Source organism: Streptomyces sp. NPDC007856 (assembly GCF_042868225.1).
Classification (GTDB): Bacteria; Actinomycetota; Actinomycetes; order Streptomycetales; family Streptomycetaceae; genus Streptomyces.
The window spans coordinates 59,405-78,186 of record NZ_JBIAEC010000002.1; the positions used below are offsets into that span (position 1 = coordinate 59,405).

At 70.6% G+C, this 18,782-nt stretch carries 16 protein-coding genes; 9 read left to right on the forward strand and 7 right to left on the reverse strand.

Annotation, left to right across the window (positions count from 1 at the left end; genetic code table 11):
- Window positions 1–58: 58 nt before the first annotated feature.
- Window positions 59–433 carry a hypothetical protein gene (locus tag ACFYOH_RS04685; protein ID WP_388621180.1) on the reverse strand — a complete coding sequence of 125 codons (375 nt, stop codon included), beginning with the start codon at window positions 431–433 and terminating at the stop codon, window positions 59–61.
- Window positions 434–716: 283 nt separating this feature from the next.
- On the opposite strand from ACFYOH_RS04685, the gene ACFYOH_RS04690 reads away from it, so the two are divergent.
- Window positions 717–1,664, forward strand: coding sequence for a hypothetical protein (locus ACFYOH_RS04690; protein ID WP_388621182.1), 948 nt, complete (start codon window positions 717–719; stop codon window positions 1,662–1,664).
- Window positions 1,665–1,757: 93 nt separating this feature from the next.
- Here the strand turns inward: ACFYOH_RS04690 and ACFYOH_RS04695 are convergent, their stop codons facing one another.
- Window positions 1,758–2,186, reverse strand: a complete 429-nt coding sequence (locus tag ACFYOH_RS04695; protein WP_388621184.1) for a Rieske (2Fe-2S) protein — start codon at window positions 2,184–2,186, stop codon at window positions 1,758–1,760.
- 261 nt (window positions 2,187–2,447) lie between these two features.
- On the opposite strand from ACFYOH_RS04695, the gene ACFYOH_RS04700 reads away from it, so the two are divergent.
- Together ACFYOH_RS04700 and ACFYOH_RS04705 are read left to right on the forward strand one after the other, a co-directional pair.
- The gene (locus ACFYOH_RS04700; RefSeq protein ID WP_388621186.1) at window positions 2,448–3,578 is read left to right on the forward strand and encodes a LacI family DNA-binding transcriptional regulator; all 1,131 of its coding nucleotides are present in this window, start codon (window positions 2,448–2,450) and stop codon (window positions 3,576–3,578) included.
- Window positions 3,575–4,486 carry a carbohydrate kinase gene (locus ACFYOH_RS04705; RefSeq protein ID WP_388621188.1) on the forward strand — a complete coding sequence of 304 codons (912 nt, stop codon included), beginning with the start codon at window positions 3,575–3,577 and terminating at the stop codon, window positions 4,484–4,486. The genes ACFYOH_RS04700 and ACFYOH_RS04705 overlap by 4 nt, the downstream gene beginning before the upstream one ends.
- A 162-nt stretch (window positions 4,487–4,648) precedes the next feature.
- Here ACFYOH_RS04705 and uvrA read toward each other — a convergent pair whose 3' ends face one another.
- Window positions 4,649–7,693 (reverse strand): excinuclease ABC subunit UvrA, encoded by a 3,045-nt coding sequence (gene uvrA / locus ACFYOH_RS04710; RefSeq protein ID WP_388621190.1) that lies wholly within the window; start codon window positions 7,691–7,693, stop codon window positions 4,649–4,651.
- Window positions 7,694–7,917: 224 nt separating this feature from the next.
- Between uvrA and ACFYOH_RS04715 the strand changes: the two genes are divergently transcribed.
- From ACFYOH_RS04715 to ACFYOH_RS04735, 5 genes are all read left to right on the forward strand, one after another.
- Window positions 7,918–8,604, forward strand: coding sequence for a maleylpyruvate isomerase family mycothiol-dependent enzyme (locus ACFYOH_RS04715; RefSeq protein ID WP_388621192.1), 687 nt, complete (start codon window positions 7,918–7,920; stop codon window positions 8,602–8,604).
- 45 nt (window positions 8,605–8,649) lie between these two features.
- On the forward strand, window positions 8,650–9,306 hold the full coding sequence (locus ACFYOH_RS04720) for an MBL fold metallo-hydrolase (RefSeq protein WP_388621194.1): 657 nt from the start codon (window positions 8,650–8,652) through the stop codon (window positions 9,304–9,306).
- Between the two features lie 341 nt (window positions 9,307–9,647).
- Entirely contained in the window at window positions 9,648–10,532 is an 885-nt protein-coding gene (locus ACFYOH_RS04725) for an ABC transporter substrate-binding protein (RefSeq protein WP_388621196.1), read from the forward strand.
- Complete coding sequence (locus tag ACFYOH_RS04730; RefSeq protein ID WP_388621199.1) at window positions 10,529–11,431, forward strand: amino acid ABC transporter permease; 903 nt, start codon at window positions 10,529–10,531, stop codon at window positions 11,429–11,431. The genes ACFYOH_RS04725 and ACFYOH_RS04730 overlap by 4 nt, the downstream gene beginning before the upstream one ends.
- Window positions 11,428–12,186 (forward strand): amino acid ABC transporter ATP-binding protein, encoded by a 759-nt coding sequence (locus tag ACFYOH_RS04735; protein WP_388621202.1) that lies wholly within the window; start codon window positions 11,428–11,430, stop codon window positions 12,184–12,186. Before ACFYOH_RS04730 ends, ACFYOH_RS04735 begins: the two co-directional genes overlap by 4 nt.
- Window positions 12,187–12,208: 22 nt before the next feature.
- On the opposite strand, the gene aroQ is transcribed toward ACFYOH_RS04735, so the two are convergent.
- On the reverse strand, window positions 12,209–12,682 hold the full coding sequence (gene aroQ, locus ACFYOH_RS04740; RefSeq protein ID WP_388621204.1) for a type II 3-dehydroquinate dehydratase: 474 nt from the start codon (window positions 12,680–12,682) through the stop codon (window positions 12,209–12,211).
- Between the two features lie 211 nt (window positions 12,683–12,893).
- On the opposite strand from aroQ, the gene ACFYOH_RS04745 reads away from it, so the two are divergent.
- Entirely contained in the window at window positions 12,894–14,165 is a 1,272-nt protein-coding gene (locus ACFYOH_RS04745) for an MFS transporter (RefSeq protein WP_388622307.1), read from the forward strand.
- A gap of 65 nt (window positions 14,166–14,230) precedes the next feature.
- Here ACFYOH_RS04745 and ACFYOH_RS04750 read toward each other — a convergent pair whose 3' ends face one another.
- From ACFYOH_RS04750 to ACFYOH_RS04760, 3 genes are all read right to left on the reverse strand, one after another.
- Window positions 14,231–15,331: a calcium:proton antiporter gene (locus tag ACFYOH_RS04750; protein WP_388621206.1), complete on the reverse strand. Its 1,101-nt coding sequence runs from the start codon at window positions 15,329–15,331 to the stop codon at window positions 14,231–14,233.
- Between the two features lie 88 nt (window positions 15,332–15,419).
- On the reverse strand, window positions 15,420–16,421 hold the full coding sequence (locus tag ACFYOH_RS04755) for a TerC family protein (RefSeq protein WP_388621208.1): 1,002 nt from the start codon (window positions 16,419–16,421) through the stop codon (window positions 15,420–15,422).
- Window positions 16,422–16,643: 222 nt separating this feature from the next.
- A complete protein-coding gene (locus ACFYOH_RS04760) occupies window positions 16,644–18,734 on the reverse strand; it encodes a TerD family protein (protein ID WP_388621210.1) in 2,091 nt (696 codons plus the stop codon).
- Window positions 18,735–18,782 lie beyond the last annotated feature (48 nt).

Here is an 18,782-nt window from a genome sequence, read left to right on the forward strand (position 1 = left end):
CCTACTGGCGACCACCGACACCGCGTCGGGCCTGTGGACAACGCCCGCGGCGTGCCGCTCAGCCGTCCACAACCCATCCGGTGTCCGTCGGCGGCAGGCCCGTCCCGATCAGGTGCCGGACGATCCGGAACGCCTCGTCGAGCGGCACGGTGTCCTGGTCCGGGTACGTGTCGCACTGCCCATCGGCCAGGACAAAACCCCCGCTCGCCCCTGCGGATCCCACGGAGACGGCGTGGGATCCGGGGTCGTCCGCTCCGTCGAGAAGCATCACCAGCGCGCGTTCGGTGTTGCTCACCACGGACAGCAGGCGCCCGGTGGAGCCGGTCAGCCAGGTTTCGCGACGGCCCTCGCCGATCCGTCGCCGCAGCACCGCGACCGCCTCCTGCGCCGTCACGGCCGTGCGATCACCGCCGAAGGTCCAGGTCTCCGTCACGCGGCGATCTTCCCATCGGCCGGCTCCGGCGCGCCTGACGCTCGCGGCCGCAGGCCCCCGGCGCAGAGCAACGGCCCGGCCAGGGGTGGCCATGGCGGGTTCGAGGTGTTGTCGGGGTCTGGTCAACACGCTTCAATGCGGGGGAACTCGGGGCCGTGCACGCACGCGGACAGGCGAGGCGTGCTCAGCCAGGGGCGTCCACGACGTCCACGGGGGTGGCCCCGCACACCAGCGCAGGCGGTCTGACCAGCCGTAGCGACACCTCACAGAAAGGCGCCCCGGTATGCGGCATGCCACGGAGCACGCGCACCTCCCCACCGCGGAACTGGACACGGCCCTGCGGGGCGGCCCCTTCCATGTGGCGCTGCGCGCCGCGATCGCCGCGCGCGGGCTGCCGCTCCAGCGCGTCCAGCACCATCTGTCCCGGCACGGGGTCAAGGTCGGCGTCACCAGCCTGAGTTACTGGCAGCAGGGTGCCCGCCGCCCCCAGCGCCCGGAGTCTCTGCGGGCCGTACGGGCGCTGGAGGAGATCCTCCAGCTGCCGGACGAGTCGCTGATCCGGCTGCTCGCCGAGGCCGACGGGTCCGCCGCGGCCGGTCGCCCGGCGGGGCGCTCCTACCGCTCCCTGATCGAGGCCTCGGACGTCCTGGACCGGCTCCGGGCCGAGCTCGGCTGGTCCCTCGACGGCGGTCTGCACACTCTGGGGCACCACGAATGCGTCCGCATCGGCGCCCGGCGCGAGCTGGCCGGCCGCGAGGCCCATCACATCGTGCGGGCCCACCGTGACGGCGTCGACCGCTTCATCGCCGTGCACCACGGCGACCCCGGCTGCCGCCCGCACGACATCAGGGTGCGGGCGCTGGAGAACTGTCGCACCGGACGCGTCCGCTGGGACCAGGGCACCGGCGTGCTGGCCGCGGAGCTGCTCTTCGACACCCGGCTGCGCGCCGGCGAGACCTACCTCTTCCGGTACGGGATCGAGGACGGCACGGCCGGCCCGAGCCGCGAGTTCCTCCACCGCTTCGGCTTCCCCGGCGGCCAGTACGCCCTCCAGGTGCGATTCGACGCAGCCGCGCTGCCGGCCCACTGCCATCGGTTCACCCAGCACTCGACGGCGGCCCCCCGCAGCGGCCGCCACCAGCTGTCGGTCACCGGCCCCCACCACTGCGTCCACGTGGTCGAGCCACGGATCCGCCCGGGGATCGTCGGGATCGCGTGGGAATGGGAGTGAACTCGCCTCGGGTGTGAGTCCCGGCCGGGAAGTGTGGCGCGGGGCCGCCGTACAGCCCGTTCTCGCACCCGGCGTGTCAGCGTGACTGTCGGGTCAGGCGCCCGGGCCGGCGATGATCCTGCCGTTCGTGGTCTTCACCGGCAGCTCGGCCAGGGGCTCGGTGGCCGGTGACTGGACCACCTTGCCCGTCGCGGCGTCGAACTGGCTGCCGTGGCAGGGGCAGATCAGGGTCGTCCCCTGGAGCTTGTTGATGGGGCACCCGGCGTGCGTGCAGATCGTGCTGTAGGCCTTCAGCGCGCCGCTCCCGTCGCGGCTGACGACCACGTTGTGGTCCCGGTAGAGCTTGGCGCCGCCCTTCGAGACCTCGCTCTCGGCACCGAGGTCCACCGGCGCGGTCGGGGTGGCCGCCACCGAACCACCCTGACCGGGCCCCGCGCACGCGGTCAGGCCGAGACCGGCGACCGGGACCGCGGCGGCCCCTCGAAGGACGGTACGACGGCTCGCGGACGGTCGGGCGGGCATCTGGGACTCCACTGCTCAAGGGGTGTGCAGGGCGACGATACCCGGGCACAAGGGCCGGCCTCGGGGCGGGGGCGACGACTGCGGCGGGAGGTTGTGTCCGGCGCGGCACAGGAGAGAGAGGGAGCGCCAGGGGAGGGCTGTTGGGGAGGGTGGGCGAGGGAGTCGACGTAAACGATTGCGCAAGCGTTTACGCCAGGTCGGTCCATGGGATACCGTCCCGCGCGGAAGGACTGCGCTCGATCGGTTCAGGAGGGAGCCGCGATGCCCACCATGGCGGATGTCGCACGGAGCGCCGGGGTCTCCGTGGCGACCGTGTCCCACGTCCTGAACGGCACCCGCCCCGTGCTGCCCCACACCCGCCAGGCCGTGCTCGACGCCATCGACGCCCTCGGCTACACCCCCAACACGCTGGCACGGTCCCTGGTGACCTCCCGCACCCGCTCCATCGGGCTCGCGGTGTCGGCGATCAGCAACCCGTACTTCACGGAGATCCTCCAGGGCGTGGAGGCCGCCGCCCTGGAGGCGGGCTACAGCCTGCTCCTCGCGGACCCGCACGACGACCCGGGGCACGAACGCAAGGTCGTGCAGCTCCTCCATGAGCGCCGGGTGGACGGCATGATCGTCGCGCCCTCCGCGCGCCCGCACGAACTGGTCGGCTATCTCCGCCGCCACGCCGTACCGACCGTGTTCCTGGACCGGATGGTCGACGCCGGCGTGCCGGGCGGCTCCGCGGTGGGTGGCGGAGCGGGTGCCGCTCCCGATCAGAACGCGCCCTGGTACGACCAGGTATGCGCCGACAGCGCCGAGCCGACCGCCCGTCTGGTCACCCATCTCGCCGGGCTGGGCCATCACAGGATCGGCCTGGTCGCGGGTCTGCCCGGCCTCAGCACCACCAGTGAGCGTGTCTCCGGCTACTGGCACGGCCTCGGCGCAGCCGGCCTGGAGCTCGATGAACGGCTCCTGGTGTCCGGCAACTCCGAGTCCACCGGTGCCGAGCAGGCCACCGCCGCACTGCTCGCCCTCCCTGAACCGCCCACGGCACTCGTCACGGCCAACAACGCCATGACGATCGGCGCCCTGCGCGCCCTGCGCCGGCACGGCCTGTCCGTACCGGACGACATCGCCCTGGGCTGCTTCGACGACTTCGCCTGGGCCGATCTGTTCTCACCCCGGCTCACCGCCATCGCCCAGCCCAGCAGGGAGTTGGGCGCGCAGGCCGTCCGGGTGCTCCTGGACCGTCTGGACGAGCCAGGTCGGCCGATCCGGACGGTCCGGCTGCCGTGCGCGTTCGTCCATCGCACGTCCTGCGGGTGCCCGGAGGAGCCCGGCGGGTCCCAGGAGCCCGGGCACACCGCATCATCCACGCCGTCGGAGAAGGGAACCGCCTCGTGATCGTCGTCGCCGGTGAGGCACTGATCGACCTGGTACCGCAGGGCTCCGGCGCCCTCGCGGCCCTGATGCCGGCGCTCGGCGGCGGCCCTTACAACGCCGCCGTGGCCCTCGGCCGGCTCGGTTCCCGCACCGCTTTCTGCTCCCGGACGTCGCACGACGCCTTCGGCGAGGCCCTGCTCGACGGGCTGCGGCGCGCGGGGGTGGACGTGTCGAGCGTGCAGCGCGGGACTGAGCCAACGACGCTGGCGGTGGCCACGATCGACGACAGTGGCTCGGCCGCTTACTCCTTCTATGTGGACGGCACCGCCGACCGTCTGTTCACCGCCCCCGCCGCGCTGCCGGCCGGTACCCGCGCGGTGTCCTTCGGCACCTGCTCGCTCGTCCTGGAACCGGGAGCGAGCGCCTATGAGGAGCTGATGCACGCGGCGGCCGGGCAGGGGCTGTTCACCGCGCTCGACCCCAACATCCGGGCGGGGCTGATCCCGGACGCGGACGCCTACCGGGCGCGTTTCAAGAGCTGGCTGCCCTCGGTGACGCTGCTGAAGCTGTCCGCTGAGGATGCCGAGTGGCTGGGCGGCACCCCGCGCGAGTGGCTGGCCGCGGGACCAGCGGCCGTGGTGGTGACCCGGGGCGGGGACGGTCTGACCGCGTTCACCCGGGACGGCGCGGAGTACTCCGTACCAGGTGAGAAGGTCACCGTGGTGGACACCATCGGCGCCGGTGACACGGTCAACGCGGCCTTGCTGCACGGGCTGTCCGCCCTGGACGCGCTGTCGGAGGAAGCACTCGCCGCCCTCGGGACGGAGGGCTGGACGCGGCTGCTGCGCTTCGCGGCACGCGCGGCTGCGATCACCTGCTCGCGGGCGGGGGCCGAGCCGCCGTTCGCGGCCGAGCTCGGTGAACTGTGATCGGCCCCTTTTCTGTCCGGGGTTTCCCTCTCTGCTGTTGTGAAGGTGCGACCGGACCCGGGGTGCGGGGAGCTGGCGAACCTCGGAGCCGGGGTGGCTGATGGTGGAACGAGTGGCGCCCCGCGGGGAGTTCCCGCGGGGCGCCACTTTTCTGGTGATGTGTCAGGCCTTGCGTGCCCGCGTCGTCTTCTTCGCGGGCGTCGTCTTCTTCGTGGGCGTCGCCTTCTTCGTGACCGCGTCGGCCTTCTTGGTCGCCGTGCTGTTGGCCTTCGCCGTCACCGTCTTCTTCGCCGCCGTCCTCGCCGCGGCCGTCTTCCCGGCCGTTGCGGTGCGCTGCGCCGGCACGGATTCGGCGTCGCTGATGCGGTCGGCGCCGAGGATCTCGCGCAGGAACTTGCCGGTGTGGCTGGCCGGAACCCCGGCGACCTCCTCGGGGGTGCCCTCGGCGACCACGAGGCCACCGCCGGCGCCGCCCTCCGGACCCATGTCGACGATCCAGTCGGCGGTCTTGATCACATCGAGGTTGTGCTCGATGACGATGACCGTGTTGCCCTTGTCGACCAGGCCGCCGAGGACCTTCAGCAGCTTGCTGATGTCCTCGAAGTGCAGACCGGTGGTCGGCTCGTCCAGGACGTAGACCGTGCGTCCGGTGGATCGCTTCTGCAGCTCGCTGGCCAGCTTCACGCGCTGGGCCTCACCGCCGGAGAGGGTGGTGGCGGACTGGCCGAGGCGGACGTAGCCGAGGCCGACGTCCTTCAGCGTCCTCAGGTGCCGGGAGATGGCCGGGACGGCCTCGAAGAAGTCGGTGGCCTCCTCGATCGGCATGTTCAGCACATCGGCGATGGACTTGCCCTTGTAGTGGACCTCCAGGGTCTCCCGGTTGTACCGGGCGCCGTGGCAGACCTCGCACGGGACGTAGACGTCCGGGAGGAAGTTCATCTCGATCTTGATCGTGCCGTCGCCCGCGCAGTTCTCGCAGCGGCCGCCCTTGACGTTGAAGGAGAAGCGGCCGGGCTGGTAGCCGCGGACCTTCGCCTCGGTGGTCTCGGCGAACAGCTTGCGGATGTGGTCGAAGACGCCGGTGTACGTCGCCGGGTTGGACCGCGGGGTGCGGCCGATCGGCGACTGGTCGACATGCACGACCTTGTCGACCAGGTCGTCGCCGTCCACGCGCGTGTGCCGTCCGGGGACGTTCCTCGCGCCGTTCAGCTCACGCGCCAGGTGCGTGTACAGGATGTCGTTGACCAGCGTCGACTTTCCGGATCCGGAGACGCCCGTGACGGCCGTGAACACGCCCAGCGGGAAGGACACGTCGATGTCCTGCAGGTTGTTCTCACGGGCGCCGTGCACGGTGAGCTGCCGGGACGGGTCGCGGGGACGGCGGATGTCCGGAAGCGGAATCGCCTTGCGCCCCGAGAGATAGGCGCCGGTCTGCGACTCGGTGTTGGTGAGCAACTCCGTGAGGGAGCCGCTGTGCACGACCTTGCCGCCGTGCTCACCGGCGCCGGGGCCGATGTCCACGACCCAGTCGGCGACCTTGATGGTGTCCTCGTCGTGCTCCACGACGATGAGCGTGTTGCCCATGTCGCGCAGCCGGACCAGGGTCTCGATCAGCCGGTGGTTGTCCCGCTGGTGCAGACCGATGGACGGCTCGTCCAGGACGTACAGGACGCCGACGAGGCCGGAGCCGATCTGGGTGGCCAGGCGGATGCGCTGGGCCTCGCCGCCGGAGAGCGTGCCGGCCGCGCGGTTCAGCGAGAGGTAGTCGAGGCCGACGTCGACCAGGAAGCGCAGTCGCTCGTTGACCTCCTTCAGCACCCGCTCGGCGATCTTCTTGTCACGGGCACTCAGCTTCAGCCGGCCCAGGAAGTCCGCGCAGTCACTGATCGACATCGCGGCGACCTCGGCGATCGACTTCTCCATGATCGTGACCGCGAGGACGATGGGCTTCAGGCGCGTGCCCTCACAGGAGGGGCAGGGCACCTCGCGCATGTAGCCCTCGAAGCGCTCGCGGCTGGCGTCGCTCTCGGCCTCGCTGTGCCGGCGCTTCACGAACGGCACCGCGCCCTCGAAGGGCGTGGTGTACACGCGCTCACGGCCGTACCGGTTGCGGTAGCGGACCTCGATCTGGGTCTTGTGGCCGTAGAGCAGGGCCTTCTTCGCGCGCTGGGGCAGGCCCGCGAACGGGATGTCCGTGCGGAAGCCGAGCGCGTCCGCGAGGGCGCCGATCAGCCGGCCGAAGTAGTCCTTGGTGTGCCCGTGCGACCAGGGGTGGATGGCGCCTTCGTCCAGGGACCTGTCCTCGTCCGGAACGATCAGCTCGGGGTCGACCTCCATCCGCGTGCCGATGCCGGTGCAGTCGGGGCAGGCGCCGAAGGGCGAGTTGAAGGAGAAGGAGCGGGGCTCCAGCTCCTCGAAGGACAGGTCGTCGTACGGGCAGTACAGGTGCTCGGAGTACATGCGCTCGCGCTCGGGGTCGTCCTCGGGGAGGTCGACGAAGTCCAGCACGATCATGCCGCCGGACAGGCCGAGGGCGGTCTCCACAGAATCGGTGAGGCGGCGCTTGGCGGACTCCTTCACCGTGAGGCGGTCCACGACCACCTCGATGGTGTGCTTCTCCTGCTTCTTCAGCGTCGGCGGCTCGGACAGCTGGATGGTCTGCCCGTCCACGCGCGCGCGGGAGTAGCCCTTGGTCTGCAGGTCGGCGAAGAGGTCGACGAACTCGCCCTTGCGCTCGCGCACGAGCGGCGACAGCACCTGGAAGCGGCTCCCCTCCGGCAGCTCCAGGACCCTGTCGACGATGGCCTGCGGCGACTGGCGGGAGATCGGGCGGCCGCACTCGGGGCAGTGCGGCTTGCCGATACGCGCGAAGAGCAGACGCAGGTAGTCGTAGACCTCGGTGATGGTGCCGACCGTCGAGCGCGGGTTGCGCGAGGTCGACTTCTGGTCGATGGAGACCGCCGGGGACAGACCCTCGATGAAGTCGACGTCCGGCTTGTCCATCTGGCCGAGGAACTGCCGGGCGTACGAGGAGAGCGACTCCACGTAGCGCCGCTGGCCCTCGGCGAAGATCGTGTCGAAGGCCAGGGAGGACTTGCCCGACCCGGACAGGCCCGTGAAGACGATGAGCGAGTCACGCGGCAGGTCGAGCGAGACATTCTTCAGGTTGTGCTCGCGCGCGCCACGGACGATGAGACGGTCGGCCACGCCGGTCCGCACCTTTCTTGAGAGAAGTGACAGGGGCGGGGCCCCCGTGCTTCTTCAGACTAGGGGGAGCCACTGACAACGCCGGTCGGATTCTCCGGTTGCATAACAACCCCCGGCCATCCAGCATGCCCGACGCCGCCCTCGACGATATAGCACGTGCTTTCGATTTGCGGCCGAGCTTCACCACCTTCACCCAAAGGTGTGGTGGAGCTAGTGTCAGGCCCATGATTGATCACGCTCATGACCTGGCATGTGTACGTGACGCGACCGAACGGCTCCTCACCGCGGTCGCCAAACTGGACAACGCGTCGCTCGCCGAGCCGTCACGGCTTCCGGGGTGGACCCGCGGGCATGTCCTCGCCCACCTCGCGCGCAACGCGGAAGCGCTCGTGAACGTTCTCGAGGGCCGGCCCATGTACGCGAGCGCCGAGGCACGGGACGCCGACATCGAACGCGACGCCCCACGCGGCCTCGACGCCCAGCTCGCCGACCTGCGCGAGAGCGCGGCCCGCTTCCAGGCCGCGGGGGACGCGCCGGCGGACTGGACGCGCACGGTGGAGCTGCGCAACGGGGTCACCGACTCGGCGTCCCGCGTGCCGTTCCGGCGGTGGATCGAGGTCGAGCTGCACCATGTCGATCTCGGCATCGGGTACGAGCTGGAGGATCTTCCGGCCGAGTTCACGGACCGGGAGATCGACTTCCTGGCGAAGCGCTTCGCCGGACACGAGGAGGTGCCCTCGACCGGCCTGAGCGCAGGCAACGGCCGGACCTGGACCACGGGCGGCGGAGCGGAGGGCGGACCGGTCCAGGTCGAGGGTACGGCCGCTGACCTGCTCGGCTGGCTCGCCGGGCGACGCGACGGCTCCGGCCTCACCACGAACGGCCCGCTGCCGAAGCTGCCCCCGTTGTAGGTCCGCTACGGTCCGCCGGTCCTCCCCCGCTATAGGCTGATCACCATGACGTACACCGGAGAGGTCAGGGTCGGCGGACCGGCGGATGTGCACGAGCTCAAGGACCTGATGATCACGAAGATCGCGGTCGGCCCGATGGACAACAACGCCTACCTGTTGCGCTGCCGGGCCACCGACGAGCAGCTTCTGATCGACGCCGCCAACGAGGCGCAGACGCTCCTCGGGATGATCGGTGACGACGGCATCGCCTCCGTCGTCACCACGCATCAGCACGGCGACCACTGGCAGGCGCTCGCCGAGGTCGTCGCGGCCACGGGAGCGCGTACGTACGCCGGCCGCGAGGACGCCTCCGGCATCCCCGTGCCCACCGATGTCCTCGTGGACGACGGCGACGTCATCAGGGTGGGACAGGTGGAGCTCACCGCACGGCACCTCGTCGGGCACACCCCGGGTTCGATCGCGCTGGTCTACGACGACCCGCACGGCCACCCGCACGTCTTCACCGGCGACTGCCTCTTCCCGGGCGGTGTCGGCAACACGCGTAAGGATCCGAAGGCCTTCGCCAGTCTGATCCACGACGTGAAGACGAAGATCTTCGACGTACTCCCCGATGAGACCTGGGTCTACCCCGGGCACGGCAACGACACGACCCTGGGTGCGGAGCGACCGCATCTGCCGGAGTGGCACGCGCGCGGATGGTGAGCGCCGGGCGCGTTTCTCTCCTGAGCGCCGGGCACGTTTCGCGTCGCGCGCCCCGGGGACGTTTCGGCCGCGCGCGCCCCGTGTGAACGTCTCGCACATGCTGGGGGCGCGTGCGCTCTCCCCGCGTGCCCAGTCACGCGGTCAACTGGTGGCAACCCCGCGGAGGATGACGGCTCCTCTGCGGCAGGGCCGCCGGCCTCCAACCCCGCCCTCGGTCGGCGGCCCAGGCCGAAGCCGCGCGCCATGAGGGATGTTCACACGCCCGCAACACCCGTTCCCAGTATGCGGACAGTTATGGTCGTGACCTGGACAAACGCGGGGTTCGCTGCCAATCTCCCGCCATGTACACAGCCCCTCGTGTCCTGCGCCGTGCGGCTGCCGCCGCCACCGTAGCCCTGCTCGCCCTCGCCGTCGGCTGTGCTCCGCAGCCGGAGCAGAAGGCGTCGGCCTCACCCTCCGGCTCGGCCGCGAAGAGCTGCGCCAAGGGCAAGTTGGCCACCAAAACGTCCGGGAAGCTGACGATCGCGACGGACGAACCGGCGTACGAGCCCTGGTTCAAGGACGACAAGCCCGCGGACGGCAAGGGCTTCGAGTCGGCGGTCGCCTACGCCGTGGCCCAGCAACTGGGCTATGGCAAGAGCGCGGTCGTCTGGCAGAGCGTGCCGTTCAACAAGGCGTTCGCGCCCGGCGTGAAGAGCTTCGACTTCGACATCAACCAGGTGTCGATCAGCTCCGAGCGCAAGAAGGCCGTCGACTTCTCCTCCGGCTACTACGACGTGCGCCAGGCCGTCATCGCGCTGAAGGGCAGCAAGGCCGCCAAGGCGACGAGCATCGCGGACCTGAAGGACCTCAAGCTGGGTGCCCAGGTGGGCACCACGAGCCTCAACTACATCAGCGACGTGGTGAAGCCGTCGCAGGAGGCGGCCGCGTACTCCAAGAACGACCAGGCCATCTCCGCGCTCAGGAACGGCCAGGTCGACGCGATCGTCACCGACCTGCCGACCGCCTTCTACGTCACCTCGGCCCAGGTGACCAACGCCAGGATCGTCGGCCAGTTCGAGAACCAGGGCGGCACACCCGAGCAGTTCGGGCTTGTCCTGGACAAGGGCAGCGGTCTCACTTCGTGCGTGACGTCGGCCGTGGACGCCCTGCGCAAGGACGGCACACTGGCGAAGCTGGAGAAGCAGTGGCTGTCCGACGCCGTCGACGCTCCGGTTCTCAAGTGACGGTCACGAAGGAGGAGGCCGGGGAGGACTCCGGCAAGGGCGACATGCGAGACGGGTACGTCCCGTCCGCGCGGCGGCTGGAGCGCGAGCGCCACAAGCGCGCGCGTGCCCGCCGCGCGACGGCGATCGCGGCCCTCTCGACCCTGGTCACCGGCGTCGTCCTCTACCTGGTCGTCGTCAGCGCGCCCGGCTGGCCGCGCACCAAGGAGACTTTCTTCGACGGGCAGTACGCGCGCGAGGCCTTCCCCAAGGTCCTCGACGGGCTGTGGCTGAACATCCGGCTGTTGCTGATCTGCGGCGTGCTGGTGCTCGTCCTGGGCATGCTGATCGCCATCGCGCGCACCCTGCCCGGGCCGGTGTTCTTCCCCCTTCGGGTGCTCGCGGCCGCGTACACGGACTTCTTCCGCGGTCTGCCGCTGATCATCAACCTGATGATCGTGGTCTTCGGCGTGCCCGCGCTGCGTCTCCAGGGCGTGACCGTCGATCCCGTGCTGCTCGGTGGTACGGCACTGACACTGACCTACTCCGCTTACGTCGCCGAGGTGTTCCGCGCCGGCATCGAGTCCGTGCACCCCTCGCAGCGAGCCGCCGCCCGCTCGCTGGGGCTGACCAACCGTCAGGCGCTGCGGTACGTGGTGCTTCCCCAGGCGGTACGGCGTCAGGTGCCGCCTCTGCTGAACGACCTCGTGTCCCTCCAGAAGGACACCGGGCTCGTGTCGATCGGCGGCGCGGTCGACGCCGTACGGGCGGCCGACATCATCGCCCAGCGCAGCCTCAACTACACGCCGTACATCGTCGCGGGCCTGGTCTTCGTGGCACTGACCATTCCGATGACCCGCTTCACGGACTGGGTGACGGCCCGGATGGACCGGCAGCGGGCCCAGGGAGGATCGCTATGAGCGACGCAGTCACGCCCGTGCTGCGCATGGAGTCCGTTCGCAAGACCTTCGGCGGCTCCGTCGTGCTGCGGGACGTCGGTCTGGAGGTCGCCCCGCACACGGTGACCGCGCTGATCGGCGCCTCCGGCTCGGGCAAGTCCACGCTGCTGCGCTGCGCCAACCTCCTGGAAGAGATCGACGACGGCGCGATCTGGCTGGACGGCGAGGAGATCACCGATCCCCGCGTCGACCAGGACGCGGTCCGGCGCCGGATCGGCGTGGTCTTCCAGGCGTACAACCTCTTCCCGCACATGACCGTGCTGGACAACATCACGCTGGCGCCCCGCCGGGTGCACGGCGTCGCCCGCGCGGAGGCCGAGGAACGGGCCAGGGAGCTGCTGGAGCGCCTCGGACTGGGTGCCAAGGCGGATGCCTATCCGGACCGGCTCAGCGGCGGCCAGCAGCAGCGTGTGGCGATCGTGCGGGCGCTCGCCGTACGGCCTCGGCTGTTGCTGCTGGACGAGATCACGGCGGCGCTCGATCCCGAACTCGTGGGCGAGGTGCTGGAGGTGGTCCGCGACCTGAAGGAAGACGGCATGACCATGGTGCTGGCGACGCACGAGATGGGCTTCGCGCGGGACGTCGCCGACCAGGTTTGTTTTCTGGACGGTGGCGTCGTGCTGGAGCGCGGCACCGCAGAGCAGGTCTTCGGCGACCCGCAGCAGGAGCGGACGCGGCGCTTCCTGCGGCGGATCGTTGAGGCGGGCAGGCTGTGACGGCATCGCACTACGCCATGGCCTAAGCCTCGGCCTCGGCCGCCCCCAGCAGGGCGGCGACCCGCTCCACACCGAACACATAGCCCTGCACTCCGCAGCCGGCGATCACACCGTCGGCACGCAACGAGACGTACGAATGGTGCCGGAACGATTCGCGCCGGTGGATGTTGGAGATGTGCACCTCCAGCACGGGCATGCCGTCGCAGGTGTTGAGTGCGTCCAGAATCGCGACCGACGTGTGGGAGTAGGCGCCGGGGTTGATGACGATCCCGCTGTGGTTCAGGCGCGCCTCATGGATCCAGTCGACCAACTGACCCTCGTGGTTGGACTGCCGGAAGTCCACGGTGCCGCCGTGCGCGGCCGCGGCCTTTGCGCACATCGCCTCGACGTCGGCCAGGGTGTCCGTGCCGTAGATCTCGGGCTGGCGCTGGCCGAGCAGGTTCAGATTGGGCCCGTTGAGGATCATGATCGGGGCGTTGGCCAGGGTGCGGGGCACGTTTCCTCCGGTCCGTTCGGGGCGGTACGTCGACGACCGCCGCTCGCACCCGGTCTATCACGGTGGCCGGAGCACATGGCGGGCCGCGTGCGCCGGAAGCCCCGGCGGCGCACGCCACGTCGCCCGATCACCTCCGCGCGCCCCGTAACTGTTGATCACGGTGGGTGGTTGACGCGGCATGCAGCCTGTGCGTGCCGTGAGCACCCCTTCGATGCCGAGACTCGCCGCCGCGTCCCTGGCGGGGACCGCGATCGAGTTCTACGACTTCTTCGTCTACGGAACGGCGGCGGCCCTGGTCCTGGGGCCGCTGTTCTTCCCGACGTTCTCGCCGGTCGCGGGGACGCTGGCGGCGTTCGTGACGTTCGGGGTGGGCTTCGTGGCCCGGCCGCTGGGCTCGGTGGTGTTCGGGCATCTCGGCGACCGCCACGGGCGGCGGCCGGTGCTCGTCGCCTCACTGCTGCTCACGGGCGCCTCGACGGTCGCGGTGGGCTGTGTGCCTTCGTACGGGACCATCGGCGTCGCCGCGCCCCTGCTGCTGCTCATGCTGCGCTTCCTGCAGGGCCTCGGGCTCGGCGGGGAGTGGGGCGGGGCGGTGTTGTTGACCGCCGAGCACGCGCCGGCCGCGCGACGCGCTCTGTGGTCGAGCTTCCCTCAAGTGGGGCCCGCGGTCGGCTTCGTGCTGGCCAACGGGGTGATGCTCGCACTGTCGGCGGGCCTGTCCGACGCGGAGTTCGCCGGGTGGGGCTGGCGCGTGCCGTTCTGGGTCGCCGGTGTGCCGGCGCTCGCCGGGCTGTGGTTGCGCTCGTCGCTCGCCGAGAGCCCCCGGTTCCTCGAAATCGACGACCACGCGCGCGTGCCGCTCGTGGAGGTCGTACGGCATCACGGGCGGCTGGTGCTGCTGACGGCCGGCGCGCTGGCCATCGGGTACGCGGTGTTCTACGCGGTGACGACCTGGTCGCTGGCGTATGCGACGGAGCGGCTAGGGGTGAGCCGGACGGTGATGCTGACGTGTGTCATGGCCGCGGTGGTCGTGAAAGGGGCCCTCACGCCCTTGGTGGCGCTCCTCGGCGACCGCTACGGGCGGCGGCCGATGTGTCTGACGGGTTGCGCGGCCTGCGTCGTGTGGATGCTCCCGATGGTGTCCCTGCTGGCCACCGGTCAGCCGCTGCTGATGTTCCTGGGCATCCTGGGCGCGCTGATCGCCTTTGTCACCATGTTCGCGGTCATCGCCGCCTACCTGCCGGAACTGTACGAGGCGCGGGTGCGCTGCACGGGCGCCGCGGTGGGCTACAACCTCGGCGGGGTCCTCGGTGGCGCGCTCACCCCGATCGTGGCCACGGCGCTCGCGGAGCAGAGCGGGCGTGTGCCCTGGGCCGTAGGCGTGTATCTCACGGGCATCGGGCTGATCAGCCTGGTGTGCTTCGCGCTGCTTCCGGAGACGCGGCCGGTGCCCGTGCCGGCGGTGGAACCTGCGACGGGTTGACGGGCCGGGGCCCGGAACGGCGGCGACGCCTCACAGGCCTCCCGAAGAGGGGCCGGACGGGCGGGCTACGGGCTGATGGCCAGCTCCAGGTAGGCCGCGAAGAGCACCAGGTGGACCCCGCCCTGCAGGGGCGTGGCCCGTCCCGGCACCACGGTGAGGGAGCTGACCACGATGGTCAGTGCGAGCAGCAGCATGTGCGTCGAGCCGAGGCCGAGCACGAGCGGTCCGGACAGCCAGACGGAGGCGAGGGCGACGACCGGGATGGTCAGGCCGATGCTGGCCATGGCCGAGCCGAGTGCGAGGTTGAGGCTGGTCTGCACGCGGTCGCGACGTGCGGCGCGCAGCGCGGCGATCGTCTCCGGCAGCAGCACGAGCAGGGCGATGATCACACCGACGACAGCTTGGTGCAGCCCGGCCGCCACCACGCCCGACTCGATGGTCGGCGACACGCCCTTGGCCAGGCCGACCACGCCGATCAGGGCCAGGCCGAGCAGGCCGAGGCTGATCCAGGCGGTGCGCGCGGACGGGGGCTGGGCGTGGTCGTCGGCGGTGACGACCACGCGCTGCCGGGTGATCGGCAGGAAGTAGTCGCGGTGGCGCACGGTCTGGGTGGCCACGAACAGTCCGTACAGGATCAGTGAGGACAGCGCGGCGAAGGTCAGCTGCACCGAGGAGAACTCGGGTCCGGGCCTACTGGTGGTGAAGGTGGGCAGCGCCAGGCTGAGCGTGGCGAGCGTCGCCACGGTGGCCAGGGCGGCGCCGGTGCCCTCGGGGTTGAAGATCGCGGTACCGTGCCGCAGGGACCCGACGAGCAGACAGAGCCCGACGATGCCGTTGCAGGTGATCATCACGGCGGCGAAGACGGTGTCCCTGGCCAGGGTGGAACTCTTGTCCCCGCCGTCCGCCATGAGAGTGACGATCAGGGCCACCTCGATGATCGTGACGGCTATGGCGAGCACCAGGGAGCCGAAGGGCTCGCCGACGCGGTGGGCAATGACCTCGGCGTGGTGGACGGCCGCCAGGACGGAACCGGCGAGCACCAGCGTCACCACGGCGACGACCGCGCCCGGCAGGCTGCGGCCCCAGGTGAAGACCAGGATGACGACCGCGAAGACGGGCACGAGGACCGTCCATTGCCGAGCGAAGGCCCGGAGCCGAGTGATCATGCGGGGATGGTCGCAGAGGCGTACAGGATTCGCATTCCTCTGTTTTCCGATACTTCTGGTCCTTTGCGGTGTGGGACCTCGGGCTTGGTCAGGCGTCGACGCCGTCCTTCGGGGCGGCTTCGCCGCCGGTGCGGGCTGCCTCGGCGGCAGCCTGCCTACTGTTGGCCATCAGGCTGGTGACTGTGGTGACGATCAGGACCGCGCAGATCACGCCGAGCGAGACCGGGATGCTGATCTCGGGCACGTGGACGCCGGACTCGTGCAGGGCGTGCAGCACCAGCTTGACGCCGATGAAACCGAGGATGACCGACAGGCCGTACGAGAGGTGCACGAGCTTCTTCAGCAGGCCGCCGATGAGGAAGTACAGCTGTCGCAGGCCCATGAGGGCGAAGGCGTTGGCGGTGAAGACGATGTACGGGTCCTGTGTCAAGCCGAAGATCGCGGGGATGGAGTCCAGGGCGAACAGGACGTCCGTGGTGCCGATGGCGAGCATCACGACCAGCATCGGGGTCATGACCCGCTTGCCGTTCTGCCGTATCCACAGCTTGGTGCCGTGATACCGGTCAGCCACACCGAACTTGCGCTCCGCGGCCTTCAGCAGTTTGTTCTCCTCGTACTCCTCGTCCTCTTGGTCCGCGCGGGTCCCCTGGACGAGCTTCCAGGCGGTCCAGATGAGGAACGCGCCGAACAGGTAGAAGATCCAGGAGAAACTGGCGATGATCGCGGCTCCTGCGGCGATGAAGACGGCCCGCAGGACCAGGGCTATGAGGACACCGACGAGCAGAACGCGCTGCTGGTACCGCGCGGGCACCGCGAACTTCGCCATGATGAGGACGAAGACGAAGAGGTTGTCGACGCTCAGCGACTTCTCGGTGATGAATCCCGCGAGAAACTCGCCGGCCGGCTGTCCACCGCCGAAGGCGAGGAGACCGAGGCCGAACAGCCCGGCCAGCGCAATCCAGACGACGGTCCAGATACCGGCTTCCTTGATGGACACCTCATGCGGCCTGCGCCCGATGAGGAAATCGACCGCGATCAGGGCGGCGAGGCCCACGATGGTCAGGACCCACAGGGTCATGGAGACTTCCACCGCACCTCCGGCATTACGTAACGGCAAACACATCAGCGTCGTCGCTGCCGGAGGTCTCCTCCACCCGCGTCGGGCCGACGCCCCGGGACCGGAACCGGTCCGTACTGACGGGTGCGCCACAGTCAGGAAGTACTCCCCTCCGTACGGAAGACTGTACCCCAATCACCAAGGAAAGGTAAAGAGAAAAGTAAAACAAAGACCAAGAGTGCTGGTGGGAGGACTTTAGCTGTACTTGGTCCTTGCTCTGGCCACCTCGGTGAGCACCTGGTGCACGATCTGGCTCCCGACCGGCACCAGCGATGGTTCATATGTCCAGGCGTGCCCGACCCAGGGGTCGGCGAAGTGATCGTCGGGTACGGGGGTGAGTCGCATCAGCGAACGCCACAGCGGATCGAGGAGAGGGCCGTAGGCGGCGGCGTCCTCCCGGTCCGCCACCAGCAGGAGGTGGACACCGACGTCGGGCCCCTCGTCGGCGAGATAGCGCAGCCGGGTGACCGCCCGGTCGTCGAAACCGTGCGGGAAGTCGTTGACGATCAGCAGCTGACGCGCGGTGTCGACGTCGGCCGGCAGCGATTCGGGCGCACTGCCACGCATCGCCATCTGCACGAGGTCCACCCGTCGGGTGAGCCGCTCCAGCATCTGCGTCACCCCGCCCGCGCCGGTCGCGGGAGGCATGGCGAGCACGCCGGTCCGCGTGAGCGGGGCGAACGCCGTGGACGCGGTGCCGGCCGGATCGATGACCTGCACGGCGAAGTCCCCCGCCGGATGCACGGCGAGCAGCCGCGCCGCGAGTGCCACCGCTGCCTCCACGGCCAGGTGCCGCAGCTCGGCGGAGTCCGGGAAGCCGCCGGATGCCGCCGCCGGGCCGCTGTCGACCCACAGACCGCGTTCCAGCGGCAGCCTGACCAGCAGGGGGATGCGCAGCGGCACGCTCTCGGGCAGATGGAGATCGCCGAGGCGCAGGGCCATCGGGGGCGCGGCGGGCACGCGGTAGCCGTGCCAGACGGGGTTGTCCCAGCGGGCGTAGGCGGGCGGAAGCGCGGGCTCGACCACCTCGGACTCGGCGGTGAGCTGGGCGAGGTCGCGGTCGAGGACCGCACGCGCCTGATCCACCAGTTGGGTCCGGCGGGCGTGGGCCGCCTCGCGCGCGGCGTCGCTCGCGGCGCCGAGCCTGCCGCGGGGGTCGGTGAGGGCCTGGTCGAGCTCCTTTTCCAAGCGGGAGTCGGCGAAGTCGACGGCGCTGCGGTAAGCGGCGGTCGTACGGGCCAGGTCCTCGAACATGCCCCAGACCTGGTTGTACAGCCGCTCCTCCATCGACCAGCCCACTGCGTCCCCCGCCACGGGCTGCGCGGGCGCGCCGACGGCGGCCGGAGCCGCCGACGGCGGTGTGCCGTGTGGGCGGCGGCCGGGGTGCGTGTAGTCGACCCCGGTGCCGGGCTCTCGCGAGGCCGCGTCGGATTCCTGCGTGTCGTACGGATTCCGCGCGGCGTACGGCTGCACGGGCTCCGGCTGCTGCGGGGCACGGGAAGGCGTCTGTCCGGGCGTCCCGGACGCGGGGGTGTCCTGAGGATCGGGTACGTCGGTGTCGTACGGCCCGGGGTCCGACGTGACGCGCGCGGTGGAGGCGGACGCGCCGTGCGGTGGAGCCGCAGAGGTGTCCTGCGGCGCGCGAGCCGTGGTCCCGTGCGCTGACGCTGCGGAGGCCGGTGTCGGCAGCGGGCGGGACGGGTCGTGGGCGGCCGCCTCGCCGGGAGCCGCCGCCTCGCCAGGGGCCGACGCCGCATGGGCCGCGGCAGCCACGTCGACGGCCTCGTGCAGGCCCTGGTCGGCAAGCAGTGCGGTGAGCCCGGCCGCGTAGCCCTGGCCCACGGCACGCACCTTCCAGGCGCCCTGTCTGCGGTAGAACTCCAGGGCGACCACGGCCGTCTCGCCGTCCAGGCCGGTCAGGGTGAAGCAGGCGAGTTCGGTGCCGTCGAGGCCCTCGACCGTCGTGTGCGGGGCGGCCACGGCACCGAACCGGAGCGGTGCCCCGGCCCCGGTGGGCAGGGCGAGGAAGATGTCGACGCGGTGGACGGTTTCGGGCAGAGCGCCCAGGTCGACCGCGAGCCGATGTCCGGTGGCGGCCTGCCGGGGCACCTCGACACCGGGCAGGGCGGGGGCGCCGGGGTGAGCCACCCACTGGGGGCCGTGGACCGTGCCGTTCTCGTCGCCGAGCGTGGCGCCGGCCAGGACCGGCACCCCGGCCGAGACCCGGATCGCCAGCCGGACCTGGGACAGCGGGTGGTTCTGCCCCCGTACCAGCTCGGCCGTCATCGCCGTCGCCCCCCTGCGTTCTTGTCGTTCGGTCCTGCGCCGCCGGTC